The organism is Kosakonia sp. MH5 (genome assembly GCF_009935945.1).
GTDB lineage: Bacteria > Pseudomonadota > Gammaproteobacteria > Enterobacterales > Enterobacteriaceae > Kosakonia > Kosakonia radicincitans.
The window spans coordinates 305,639-317,788 of the sequence record NZ_QODH01000001.1; the positions used below are offsets into that span (position 1 = coordinate 305,639).

Below are 12,150 nucleotides of genomic sequence, written 5' to 3' on the forward strand. Positions count from 1 at the left end.
TGGCAAATAAAATAGCCTGAAACAGAGGCTCAATCTCAGGGGACGTAATATGAAAAAATGGTCACGCCACCTGCTCGCAGCGGGCGCTCTCGCCTTCGGCATGAGCGCTGCGCACGCGGACGACAACAAAACGCTCTACTTCTACAACTGGACCGAGTATGTGCCGCCTGGCCTGCTGGAACAGTTCACCAAAGAGACAGGCATCAAGGTTATCTATTCGACTTACGAATCGAATGAAACCATGTACGCCAAGCTCAAAACCTATAAAGACGGTGCTTACGATCTGGTGGTGCCATCCACCTACTTCGTCGACAAAATGCGCAAAGAGGGCATGATTCAGAAGATCGATAAAACGAAGCTGACCAACTTCCACAACCTCGATCCGCAAATGCTCAACAAACCGTTCGATCCGAACAATGATTACTCGATCCCTTATATCTGGGGCGCAACCGCTATCGGTGTTAACAGCGAAGCTATCGATCCAAAGAGCGTCACCCGCTGGGCCGATCTGTGGAAACCCGAATACAAAGGCAGCCTGCTGCTGACCGACGATGCACGCGAAGTGTTCCAGATGGCGCTACGCAAGCTCGGTTACTCCGGCAACACCACCGATCCGAAAGAGATTGAAGCGGCGTATAAAGAGCTGCAAAAGCTGATGCCGAATGTGGCGGCCTTCAACTCCGACAATCCGGCGAACCCGTATATGGAAGGGGAAGTAAACCTCGGCATGGTATGGAACGGCTCGGCGTATGTAGCTCGTCAGGCCGGTACACCGCTGGAAGTGGTATGGCCGCAGGAAGGAGGTATCTTCTGGATGGACAGCCTGTCGATTCCGGCCAATGCGAAAAACGTCGACGGCGCGCTGAAGTTGATCAACTTCCTGCTGCGCCCGGACATTGCCAGACAGGTGGCGGAAACCATCGGTTACCCGACGCCGAACCTTGCCGCGCGTAAGCTGCTAAAACCGGAAGTGGCGAACGACAAATCGCTTTACCCGGATGCGGAAACCCTCAGCAAAGGCGAATGGCAAAATGATGTTGGCAGCGCCAGCGCCATTTATGAAGAGTATTACCAGAAGTTAAAAGCCGGGCGTTAAGCCGCAAACCGCGGCCCGGAATGTGGGCCGCGTCGCGTTAGCCGGGGAGCCGAACCGACGGGGGCTGGCTCCTCGCGCAGTTAAAAATCGGCATCAATATCGACAACCGAAATCAGCTTATGGTTGACGAACTCTTTAATCCCCAGCCCGGTTAATTCGCGGCCATAACCGGAACGGCGGACCCCGCCAAACGGGAGATCGGCTTTAACACGCGTGGGGTGGTTGATATACACCATGCCAGTAGAGATGCGGCTGGCCAGCGCTTCACCGTGCGCGGTATCGCGGGTAAAGACAGAACCGCCAAGGCCAAACGGCGAGTCATTGGCAATCCGCACCGCGTCGTCTTCGTTTTTGGCTCTGAAGATCATCGACACGGGGCCGAAGAACTCCATATGGTAGGCCGGATTGTCTGGCGTCACATTGGTCAGGATCGTCGGTTGTACAAATGCCCCGCGTTCCGGGACTTTCGGTCCAACTTCCAGCGCCTGTGCGCCATGCGCAATGGCCAGGCTGATTTTCTCTTTCACTTCGTCAGCGGCCTGTTGCGATGAGAGCGGTGCCAGAGTTGTGTTTTCATCCAGCGGATCGCCCGCCCGCAACGCGGCAACACCTTTGATGTAATGGTCAACAAACTGGTCATACACCTCATCAACAACGATCATGCGTTTCGATGAGACGCAAACTTGCCCGCCATTCCAGTGGCGACCAAATACGCCCCACTTCGCCGCTTTTTCGATATCGGCATCGGCAAGCACGATAAACGCATCGGCCCCGCCAAGTTCCAGCGTGGATTTTTTCAGCGCCTTCGCCGCTTGCTGAGCAACGGTGGCACCCGCGCCCTCAGAACCGGTTAACGCCACACCCTGTACCCGCGGGTCATTAAGGATCAGTTCGATATGGTGACGGGCTGCGTAGAGATTGATAAATCCGCCGTCAGGTAGACCGGCCTCTTTCATCAGGCGCTCAAACCGCGCGGCACTTTGCGGAACATTCGACGCATGTTTTAACAGGATGGTGTTACCGGCGGAGAGTTGCGGAGCAATGATGCGGGCGATTTGATAGTACGGGAAATTCCACGGCTCGATCGCCAGCAGCACTCCCAGCGGTTCATGCACAATTTTCGCCGTGGCTTCTTCCGGGTTTGCCACCGGCAGGATCTCCGGCGCCAGAAGTTTTTCGGCATTATGCACGTAGTATTCAAAAATTTGTGCCGACAGTTCCACTTCCGCTCGCGCTTCTGAAATCAGCTTGCCCATTTCAAGCGTAAGCAACTGCGCAAATTCATCTTTTTGCTGGCGTAACAGGTTGGCTGCGTTCTGTAAAATCGCGCCGCGCTGTGCAAATGAAACATTTTTCCACTCGCTAAAAGCACGGTGCGATCGTTCTATCGCGCCATTAACTTCAGCATCGGTGGCATCCGGGAACGTCTTAACGACTTCGCCGGTGTACGGGTTTGTTGTGACATATGCCATGCTAATTCTCCTTTATGGGCCGGGAATCCGCGTACGGCTTCCCGGTTTTAGCTCGGCCCTTTCTCATCTGGTGGTACCGTGCAGATCGAAATCCGGGCCGATCCGGTTGTTCGCCATGATCGGTGTATCACGGGTATCAACAGAGAAATACTAAGTTTGTCACGCCTGCAGAGAAAGCCAGGAGATTTGTTGGCAATCCTCAGAATATCTGAACATCATGCACGCCGGATGCGGGGTGCAGAAAGTGCTACTCACTCCCCCGTCACACACAACCTCAGCCGCAGACCGGGTTGCACGTTTTCTGCCGTCAGCGACCAGCCATGAGCCACGGCAATTTCCTGGCAGATCGCCAGCCCCAGCCCGGCACCGCTATCGCGCCGGTGCGCACCGCGCCAGAAGCGCGTGAACAATAAAGGCAGTTCGTCCCCGGTAACGCCCGGACCATAATCGCGAAGCGTGATGGCCTGCGCATGAATTTCTATATGCACGTCGCTCCCGGCTGGCGCATGCTGGATTGCGTTTTCCATCAGGTTTTTCAGCAGGGTGAACAACGCGCCGCGATCGGCATTCCACACCACGGCAACATGCCTGAAGCTCAGCGTCAGATTGACGCGCGCCTCTTCGGCAATGCGCTGCAGAAATCGCGCGCTATCGCGGGCGACATCCGCCACATCAACCGGCGCGAAGTGGTAGCTCAGCGGCTCGCTGGCCTCCGCGAGGATCAGCAGTTGCTGTACCTGGCGGGAAAGATGTTCCACGCGAGCCAGCAGCAGTTCGCGGGCCTCGGCACAGTCGCTCATCAATTCCACTTCAGCGCGAATCAGCGTCAGCGGCGTCTTCAGCTCATGGGCGGCCTTCGCCAGAAAATCCTGCTGATTGCGAAACCCCGTCTCCAGCCGGGCTAATGCCTGGTTAAAACTGTCGATCAGCGGCGAAATCTCCGTGGGAACACCCGCCGTTGGCAAACGGGCATCCAGCGAGCGCGGCGAGATCGTGGCGGCTCCGGCGGATGCCTGTCGCAACGGTCGCAGCGACCAGGCCAGCGTCACCCAGGCGCACAAACCGAACACCACCAACAGCACCAGACTGAACAGCTCAATACCAAAACGAATAAACGGCAGGGCAAACCCACGGTGCAAGAAATCGATAATCCGCGAACTGGCGCTCACCTGGATATACCAGCGCTTTCCCTCCATGAAATAGGGATCGCTAGTACCGCCATATTCCGCGCCCTGCAATTGAAACTTGAAGTCGCCCGTAACCGGCGCAGTAAGTTGTGGTAGCGGCGGCCAGCGCTGCGCGCCGGGCGACATCAATACCACCTTCCCGTCGGCATCCATCACCCGGTAAGCCAGTTCCTCTTCGAGGCTGCTGTAGATCCACAGCGGATAATCAGCCCCATCACGAAAACCGATCGGCTGACCGTGAGCATCAAATTGCAACTGGCGGGCTAACGCCCTGGTGTAATCAGTCAGATCCATTCCCGGCAAACGCTCTTTCACCACCATACCGAGCAGGATCAGCAGCGCAATGCTGAGCAGCACGCCGGTGATAAAGGCCAGTAAGATCTTGAACGACAGGCTGTTAAAGCGGCGTGTTTTCCCGGATGGCATAGCCCAGCCCCCTGATATTCACAATCTGCAAACGGGAGCCAATCGCCAGCAGTTTGCGGCGCAGCCGATACAAAACAACATCGAGGGCGTTCGGCGTAACGGCATCGCTCAGCCCCCACCCGGCCGCCTCCATACTGTTGCGGCGCACAATGCTGCCCTGCTTACGGATCAACGTCAGCATGATCTGTAGCTCAGCGGGAGCCAGCGGGACATTCTGCTGCCCGCAGCACATGACCGCCGATTCCGGCAATAAAGTGATATCGCCCCACATTGGCTTCAGGGTCTGGCTTTCGGCGGGACGACGTAATAATGCCCGCACACGAGCCACCAGTTCCTCCATGGCAAAGGGTTTGGCCAGATAATCATCGGCTCCGGCCTCCAGCCCTTCGACACGATCGTGCAACGCATCGCGGGCGGTCAGGATCAGGCACGGCGTGACAACCTGCGCCTGGCGCAGGCGCTGCAATAACTGCAAACCGTCGCCATCCGGCAATCCCCGATCGAGCACCAGCCCCTGGTAAGCCACTTGCTGTATGGCATGCCAGGCGGCATCGCCGCGACCGACGATATCCGTGGCGATCCCGGCGGCGCCCAGCCCTTTACCGATCAGGCGCGCCAGATGGTCATGATCTTCTATTAACAGTATTCGGCTCATCAGAAGTCGTAGAGATAACTCACAAAAAATCGGTTTTCGTTGGTCCTGTCCACCAGCGGGCTATCCTTAATTTCTGATGCCAGCAGCGTCGCCTGCACATCCACCATCAACAACTGGTGAGTGCTGAACTGCCAGCGGCCATTGAGGCCAATTTCCGTGTTCAGCGCGGCGTCCCCCTGCCAGGCCGGTCGCCAGGCACGGGCTTCATCGCTGCGCACGCCATAGTAATAATTCACATAATTGCTGTCGTAACGGTTCGCCACAACACGCGGCGTCAGGGTCACATCGCCCCACTGCCAGCTACGCTCCGCGCCAAGACGCAGGCGTTGCCCGTTGCTGTTACCGGAGATATCGTGCGACCAGTCGGTGAAAATATTCACCAGCGGGTTCTGCCACTCCACGTTGACACCAGCCCACACGCCGCCTTTGCGCTTATCCATCCCATGCAGAATATCGGCATCGTCGGAGGCGTAGCCTGCGCCATCATAGCGGGCTATTAGACCGGCATTTAGCCGTTGGGTTTCACTCCACTGCCAGGCGGGTAATTTCACTTCGGCAGTGGTGCCTAAAAAGCGGAAATAACGGTTTTCGATATGCAGTACCGGCAGCGGCATGTATTCGCGGTCGATCCCGGTATAGGGTTTTTGCGTGCTGGCAACGCCGACACCCAGCCCCCAGGTGGTGGCGTCATCGGCAAGGGCGGAAAATGAGAGAGACAGCAAACTGGCAGCAATAATGCGGTGCGGCACAACAACCATAATGGCGCTCCTGTTAGCAATGGAAGCGCTATCATCCGCGGTGAAAACTTACGGGGAACTTACCGGAAAGCGACTTGTAACTTATTTGTCGGGGAGAAACGAAAGGCCCGGCACGCAAAGCGCCGCCGGGCGACAGGCAAACGGCCTACTCCCGCTTGTGCGAGAGAGTGTCGTTACAGCCCTTTCAGCAATTTTTCCACGAATTCAGGCACCACTTCGCTTGCCAGCCCGTAGTGCTTCTCTTCGAACTCGCTGCCAACCTGGCTCGGTTCAAGGTTCAGCTCGACGGTGTGCGCGCCCTGAAGTTTCGCTTCGTGGACAAACCCGGCAGCCGGGTAAACATGCCCGGATGTGCCAATGGCGATAAAGACATCGGCCATCGCCAGCGCGCTGTAAATTTCATCCATGCCCAGCGGCATCTCGCCAAACCACACCACATGCGGGCGCAGCGGCGCGGGGAACTGGCAGCAGTGGCATTTATCTTCACGCGTGACATCGCCGGTCCACTCCAGCACCTGCCCGCTCTGCGAGCAACGCACTTTCAGTAGCTCGCCGTGCATATGAATAATATTTTTGTTGCCGGCGCGCTCGTGCAGATTATCGATATTTTGCGTGATCAGCAGGAAACGATCGCCCAGCGCCTGCTCCAGCTTCGCCAGCGCCAGGTGCGCGGCGTTCGGCACAATCTCCGGCAATTGCAACTGCCGACGACGATCGTTATAAAAAGTCTGCACCAGCTGCGGGTTGCGGGCAAAACCTTCCGGCGTTGCCACATCTTCCACATGATGCTCTTCCCACAGCCCGTCGGCGGCGCGAAAAGTACGAATGCCGGATTCGGCAGAAATGCCCGCTCCGGTCAGGACGACGACTCTTGGTTTTTCCATCAGTTCCGGTACCACTCTGTCTCTGAAGAAAATTCGCTGGCGTAACCGCTCGCGCTGGCGGCGTTTGTTACGGCGAAAACGGCTGAGACGATGTAAACGACGCGATTGCATGGCATCCTCTCAGGATTTAATCAGTTAAGTGAAGGAAGGCCGCGCCGCGCATGCCGCCCGCATCGCCGTGGCGAGCACGTTCAATACACGGGACATCGCCTGCCGGCAGCAGATGCGGCGCAATGCGTTCCGGCAACAGCCGGGTCAGTGCGCTGAAGTTTGATAAACCACCGCCGATCACCAGCAGATCGGGATCGACAATGGTCAGAATATTGCCCAGACACACCGCCAGTAAATCCACATAGCGCTCAACATGGGCCCGCGCTTTCGCCTCGCCCTGCTCCCAGTGCGAAAGGATTTCCGGCGCTGACAACGATTGATGGTAGAAGTACTGATACAGCCACGCAAAACCGCGTCCCGAGAGATAGTTCTCAATGCAGCCAATTTTGCCGCAGCCGCAGCGGGTTAACGGAAAGTCAAAACCCATCAGCCCCAGCGCATCCACCGGCAGGCGAATATGACCAAATTCTCCGGTAATAAAACGACGCCCGGTCACCGATTTCCCGTTCACCACCAGCCCGCCGCCCATGCCAGTGCCGAGGATCAACCCCATCACCAGCGGATAGTCGCGGAATTCATCATCCCAGGCTTCTGAGAGGGTAAAGCAGTTGGCATCGTTATCGATACGCACATCCCGCGCAAGCAGAGCGCTGAGATCGGCGCGCAGCGGCTGACCGCTGGCGGCAGGAAGGTTGGAGGCATACAGCGTACCGTCGGCGGTCTCTGGCATACCAGGAATACCGACGCCGACGCTGCCTTTGCTACCGAAGCGTTCATCCGCTTCGGCAACCAGCCCGGTGATGGCGCGCAAAAACGCGTCGTAACTGTCGTGGGGCGTGGCGACGCGCTTTTCCCACTGTAAGCGTCGCTCAGCGTCAAAGACGCCTAACGCGATTTTACTGCCGCCGATATCAAATCCGTAATTCATCGCCACTCCTTCGTTGTGGCCCTGTGAAAACGGCGGGATTACTGCCCGCTCAGTACTCTTGCCGGATCAATATTGCTCGCCCGGCGCGCCGGATACCAGCTCGCCAGCAGGCTCAGAAGTAACGCCGTCACCAGCACGTACACCACATCCAGCGGGTGTAACTCTGACGGCAGGAAATCGATAAAGTAGATATCCCCCGACAGGAACTGATGACCAATAATCTTCTCAATCACGTTGATAATCGGTGTCAGTTGCAGCGCCACAATAACACCAATCACCACGCCGCAGAGGCTGCCCAGCAGCCCGGCCAGCAGCCCGTACCAGACAAACACGGCGCGGATCAGGCCATCTTTCGCCCCCAGCGTGCGCAGCACGGCAATGTCGCCGCTTTTGTCTTTTACCGCCATCACCAGTGTCGAGACAATATTAAAACAGGCCACGCCAATCACCAGCACCATCGCCAGATACATAATGGCGCGGATCATCTGGATGTCGCGGTACATATAGCCGTACTTGCCGATCCAGCTTTTGATATAGACATAGTTGTTCGTGACGCTGCCCGCATCGCGCACCAGCTTATTGGCGTTAAACACATCATTCACTTTGATGTCGATACCGGTAATGCTGCTGCCCATCTCCAGATACTGCTGCGCATCCGCCATCGGGATCATGGCATAGCTGTGATCAAGCTGGCCGCTGAGCTGTAAAATCCCGGTTACGTGCAGACGCACGCGTTTCGGTTGCAGCAGTTTGTGCGCGTCGTCCGAGTTGGGGATCATGATCGATACCCAGTCGCCCTGCTTCACTTTTAGCGCATCGGCAACGCCTTTGCCGAGAATGATTTGCTGCTCACCGGCACGGAAATTCTGCCAGGCATCGCCCTGCACAAATTTCGGCAGCGCGCTCAGCTCGCTCTCCTGCGCCGGATCAACGCCTTTCACCTGGATGGCGCGCAAATTCGCCCCACTTTCTACCAGCCCGGTAAAATTAATATAGGGCGCAGCGGCAGCAATGCCGGGAACTTTTTTCACTTTTTCCAGCGCCGTGTCCCAGTCGTTCCACGGCTGATTCACCGGCTCGATCTCGCCGTGCGGCACCACCGCCAGAATGCGGTTGTTCAACTCGCGCTCGAAACCGTTCATCGCGCTTAAACCGACGATCAACACCGCCACACCCAGCGCGATACCGACAGTGGAGATCACCGAAATCAGCGACACCATTCCGCCGCGACGGCGACCGCGGCTAAAGCGCAGACCAATCAATAACGACAGAGGCAGCGCCATTAATCTGCCCCCATCAGCGTCACATCGGCGCTCAGGTGGCCGTCGCGCATCTCCAGTTGGCGATTCATACGCTTCGCCAGTTGCAGATCGTGCGTCACCACCAGAAAGGCGGTGCCCTGCGCCTGATTCAGTTCCCCCAGCAGCGCAAAGATACTGTCGGCGTTGCGGGCATCGAGATTACCGGTCGGTTCATCTGCCAGCACCAGACGCGGATTGTTCACCAGCGCGCGCGCGATAGCAACGCGCTGGCGTTCACCGCCGGAAAGCTCAGAAGGACGGTGACTGGCGCGATGCTCAAGCCCAACGGCGCGCAGCATTTCCCGCGCACGGGCATCAATTTCCGCCGGTTTCTTTTTCCCGATGAGGAGCGGCATAGCCACGTTTTCCAGCGCGGTAAAATCGGGCAGCAGATGGTGAAACTGGTAGATAAAGCCGAGTTCGCGGTTGCGCAGCTCTGCTTTCGCCGCCGATGAGAGCTTGCTCATCGGCCGATCGCGGAAAATGACATCGCCGGAGGTCGGGGTATCCAGCCCACCCAGCAGATGCAGCAGCGTACTCTTCCCGGAACCGGAGCTACCGACGATCGCCATCAACTCCCCTTCACCCATGCTAAAGCTGACATTGTGCAGCACGTCGGTTTGCACACTGCCTTCCTGATAGCGTTTGCACAGGTTGTCGCATTGCAACAGGATTTTATTCATAACGTAAAGCCTCAGCGGGTTGAGTGGCGGCAGCGCGCCAGGAAGGATAAAGCGTTGAAAGCAGCGCGATGGCCATCGCCACCAGCGCAATACCCACGACCTGCAGCGGCTCAATTGCCACCGGCAGCGCCGCGCCGTCGAGCAGCGCGCCGATAATCGGCATCAGATTATTGAGCTGGCTGGCAAGCAGCGCGCCAAGCACGGCACCAAGCAGCGCGCCAATGATCCCGGCGCTGGCTCCCTGCACCATAAAGATCGCCATAATCTGGCGCGGCGTCAGCCCCTGGGTTTGCAGGATCGCCACCTCGCCCTGTTTCTCCATCACCATCAGGCCCAGCGAGGTGATGATATTAAACGCCGCAACGGCGACAATCAGGCTCAGCAGCAGCCCCATCATGTTCTTTTCCATGCTCACGGCCTGGAACAATTCGCCTTTGCGATCGCGCCAGTCCTGCCATTTTGTGCCTTCCGGCAGCGTTTGCTGGCTCAGTACGTCCACTTTCAGCGGCTCGTTGAGCCACAAGCGCCAGCCGGTAATGTTACCCACCGGGTAACGCATCAACCGCGACGCATCGTCAATGTTCACCAGCATTTGATATTCATCCACTTCGCTGTTGGCGGCGAAAGTACCGATCACGGTGAACAGACGCTGGCTCGGCAGACGCCCCATTGGGGTGAACTGGCTGGCGGAGGGCACCATCACGCGGATCTGATCGCCGCGATTAACGCCTAATTGCCCGGCCAGTTGTTCACCGAGGATGATGTTGTATTTGCCCGCCTGCAGGTCGCTCTGTTTAACGTTCACCAGATACGGCGTCAGTGGATCCTTCTGCGCCGGATCGATCCCCAGCATCACGCCGACCGCCACACTGCGCGCGCTTTGCAGTACGACATCGCCGGTAGTCAGCGGCGCAATACGCGTTACGCCCTGCAATTTCACGGCGCTGGCAGGAAGTTGTTGCGGATTGAGGGAGCCGTTTTGCGCGGTGAGTGTGGCCTGCGGCATTAACCCAAGAATGTTGTTTTGCAGCTCGCGTTCGAAGCCATTCATCACTGATAACACGGTCACCAGCGCCATGACGCCGAGCGTAATGCCAATGGTTGATAGCCAGGAAACAAAGCGGCCAAAGCGGTCCGCTGCGCGTCCACGCATATAGCGCAGACCTATGAAAAGAGTGACAGGCTGGTACATGAAATCCGTCTGATTGCTGATAGCAGAGTCAGGAGTATATAAGCGAAAGCACATAGCGTAAATGAGAGGAACCGTAAGAATTCGTCAGCGTGATATGAAAAAAAGCCGGGAAATCAACTCAATAATTCCATTCTGCCAACGCTGAACTGCTGCATGTTTGCACAGAGGTCAACCACAAACGATTCTGATCTTAATCCTAAAATGACAAAATACAGATATTTTCGCATCACATTCACGCCCTCAATAGTCAGGATAAAAGACTTAATTTTTTGTAATGCAGGGGACTAAGGACGTGAAACAAAAAGCTTTGTGGCTAAACCAAATTAAAGGGTTATGTATTTGTCTGGTGGTGATTTACCACTCTGTGATTACCTTTTATCCGCATCTCAATGTATTTCAGCATCCATGGTCGCAAACGCTCTCGAAGTGCTGGGTCTACTTCAATCTTTACCTCGCACCTTTTCGCATGCCGGTGTTCTTTTTTATCTCCGGCTATTTGATTCGCCGCTATATCGATGAGGTGCCGTGGAAAGAGACCATCGATAAACGCATCTGGAGCATTGTATATGTGCTGGCGTTGTGGGGCGTATTGCAGTGGGCAGGCTTAAGCCAGCTTAATGCATGGCTGGCACCGGAACGCGATCTGAGCAACGCCGCGAATGCTGCTTACGCTGGTAGCTGGATTGAGTTTTTACAGGGGATGCTCACCGCGAGCACCAGTCTGTGGTATCTGTACGCGCTGGTGGTCTATTTCACCCTGTGTAAACTGTTGAGCCGCTGGAAAGTGCCAATGCTGGCGCTGATGATCCTGAGCAGCCTGGCGATCAATTATCTGCCGCTGCCGTGGTGGGGAATGAACAGCGTAGTACGTAATATGATTTTCTACTCGCTGGGTGCCTGGTATGGCGCAAGCCTGATGGAGTGGGTCAAAACCGTACAAATTCGCCGTTACGGCGTGCTGTTTGCCCTCGCGATGGTCGCGGCCTTCGGCCTGTGGATGTTCGCGATGCCGTTGCCGCTCTGCCTGCTTTCTATCGTCGCCATTATGCGGCTGTTCTGGGAGCTGGAGCAGCGTTTCCCGCCGAGTGAAAAGAGCCTGTTGAATGTAGTGGGCAGCAATACACTGGCGATTTACACCACCCATCGCATTCTGGTTGAGGGATTCAGCCTGGCGCTGATCAAACCGCTGAATGCCGGTGTCTGGCCGCCGCAAACCGAACTGGCGCTGCTGCTGGTCTATCCGTTTGCGACTTTGCTTATCTGTACGCTGTTTGGATTGCTGGTGCGCAAACTCTCCAGCGCCTTGTTTGGCGATCTCTTTTTCACCCCTCCGGCAAAACTCTTCCAACCCGCCACCGCACGCTGATCCATGCGTTCACCTTGGCTAAAATGACGCAATCGCGGATAATCAAGGGATTGCGTATCAGTGATATGCCCCCATGTGGGGGTATATCCAC

General features: G+C 56.6%; 11 protein-coding genes. 2 read left to right on the forward strand and 9 right to left on the reverse strand.

What is annotated here, in order from left to right:
• Window positions 1-49: 49 nt before the first annotated feature.
• Window positions 50-1,096, forward strand: a complete 1,047-nt coding sequence (potD, locus tag DK872_RS01515; protein WP_161517969.1) for a spermidine/putrescine ABC transporter substrate-binding protein PotD — start codon at window positions 50-52, stop codon at window positions 1,094-1,096.
• Between the two features lie 80 nt (window positions 1,097-1,176).
• Here potD and DK872_RS01520 read toward each other — a convergent pair whose 3' ends face one another.
• From DK872_RS01520 to lolC, 9 genes are all read right to left on the reverse strand, one after another.
• Window positions 1,177-2,568, reverse strand: coding sequence for an NAD-dependent succinate-semialdehyde dehydrogenase (locus DK872_RS01520; protein WP_035886165.1), 1,392 nt, complete (start codon window positions 2,566-2,568; stop codon window positions 1,177-1,179).
• A gap of 251 nt (window positions 2,569-2,819) precedes the next feature.
• Window positions 2,820-4,181 carry an ATP-binding protein gene (locus DK872_RS01525; RefSeq protein WP_161517970.1) on the reverse strand — a complete coding sequence of 454 codons (1,362 nt, stop codon included), beginning with the start codon at window positions 4,179-4,181 and terminating at the stop codon, window positions 2,820-2,822.
• On the reverse strand, window positions 4,153-4,836 hold the full coding sequence (locus DK872_RS01530) for a response regulator transcription factor (protein ID WP_007374530.1): 684 nt from the start codon (window positions 4,834-4,836) through the stop codon (window positions 4,153-4,155). The genes DK872_RS01525 and DK872_RS01530 overlap by 29 nt, the downstream gene beginning before the upstream one ends.
• On the reverse strand, window positions 4,836-5,594 hold the full coding sequence (locus DK872_RS01535) for a MipA/OmpV family protein (protein WP_035886168.1): 759 nt from the start codon (window positions 5,592-5,594) through the stop codon (window positions 4,836-4,838). The genes DK872_RS01530 and DK872_RS01535 overlap by 1 nt, the downstream gene beginning before the upstream one ends.
• A gap of 173 nt (window positions 5,595-5,767) precedes the next feature.
• Complete coding sequence (gene cobB, locus DK872_RS01540) at window positions 5,768-6,589, reverse strand: Sir2 family NAD+-dependent deacetylase (protein WP_007374528.1); 822 nt, start codon at window positions 6,587-6,589, stop codon at window positions 5,768-5,770.
• Window positions 6,590-6,605: 16 nt separating this feature from the next.
• On the reverse strand, window positions 6,606-7,517 hold the full coding sequence (nagK, locus tag DK872_RS01545) for an N-acetylglucosamine kinase (RefSeq protein ID WP_161517971.1): 912 nt from the start codon (window positions 7,515-7,517) through the stop codon (window positions 6,606-6,608).
• Between the two features lie 38 nt (window positions 7,518-7,555).
• Complete coding sequence (lolE, locus tag DK872_RS01550) at window positions 7,556-8,800, reverse strand: lipoprotein-releasing ABC transporter permease subunit LolE (protein WP_007374526.1); 1,245 nt, start codon at window positions 8,798-8,800, stop codon at window positions 7,556-7,558.
• On the reverse strand, window positions 8,800-9,501 hold the full coding sequence (lolD, locus tag DK872_RS01555) for a lipoprotein-releasing ABC transporter ATP-binding protein LolD (RefSeq protein WP_007374525.1): 702 nt from the start codon (window positions 9,499-9,501) through the stop codon (window positions 8,800-8,802). Before lolD ends, lolE begins: the two co-directional genes overlap by 1 nt.
• On the reverse strand, window positions 9,494-10,693 hold the full coding sequence (lolC, locus tag DK872_RS01560) for a lipoprotein-releasing ABC transporter permease subunit LolC (protein ID WP_007374524.1): 1,200 nt from the start codon (window positions 10,691-10,693) through the stop codon (window positions 9,494-9,496). Before lolC ends, lolD begins: the two co-directional genes overlap by 8 nt.
• 292 nt (window positions 10,694-10,985) lie before the next feature.
• Between lolC and DK872_RS01565 the strand changes: the two genes are divergently transcribed.
• Window positions 10,986-12,059, forward strand: coding sequence for an acyltransferase family protein (locus DK872_RS01565; RefSeq protein WP_007374522.1), 1,074 nt, complete (start codon window positions 10,986-10,988; stop codon window positions 12,057-12,059).
• Window positions 12,060-12,150: the final 91 nt, after the last annotated feature.

Excerpts from the sequence above, each read along its gene's own strand:
- potD (WP_161517969.1), top strand. The coding sequence starts at position 50 with ATGAAAAAATGGTCACGCCACCTGCTCGCAGCGGGCGCTCTCGCCTTC.
- DK872_RS01520 (WP_035886165.1), bottom strand. The coding sequence starts at position 2,568 with ATGGCATATGTCACAACAAACCCGTACACCGGCGAAGTCGTTAAGACG.
- DK872_RS01525 (WP_161517970.1), bottom strand. The coding sequence starts at position 4,181 with ATGCCATCCGGGAAAACACGCCGCTTTAACAGCCTGTCGTTCAAGATC.
- DK872_RS01530 (WP_007374530.1), bottom strand. The coding sequence starts at position 4,836 with ATGAGCCGAATACTGTTAATAGAAGATCATGACCATCTGGCGCGCCTG.
- DK872_RS01535 (WP_035886168.1), bottom strand. The coding sequence starts at position 5,594 with ATGGTTGTTGTGCCGCACCGCATTATTGCTGCCAGTTTGCTGTCTCTC.
- cobB (WP_007374528.1), bottom strand. The coding sequence starts at position 6,589 with ATGCAATCGCGTCGTTTACATCGTCTCAGCCGTTTTCGCCGTAACAAA.
- nagK (WP_161517971.1), bottom strand. The coding sequence starts at position 7,517 with ATGAATTACGGATTTGATATCGGCGGCAGTAAAATCGCGTTAGGCGTC.
- lolE (WP_007374526.1), bottom strand. The coding sequence starts at position 8,800 with ATGGCGCTGCCTCTGTCGTTATTGATTGGTCTGCGCTTTAGCCGCGGT.
- lolD (WP_007374525.1), bottom strand. The coding sequence starts at position 9,501 with ATGAATAAAATCCTGTTGCAATGCGACAACCTGTGCAAACGCTATCAG.
- lolC (WP_007374524.1), bottom strand. The coding sequence starts at position 10,693 with ATGTACCAGCCTGTCACTCTTTTCATAGGTCTGCGCTATATGCGTGGA.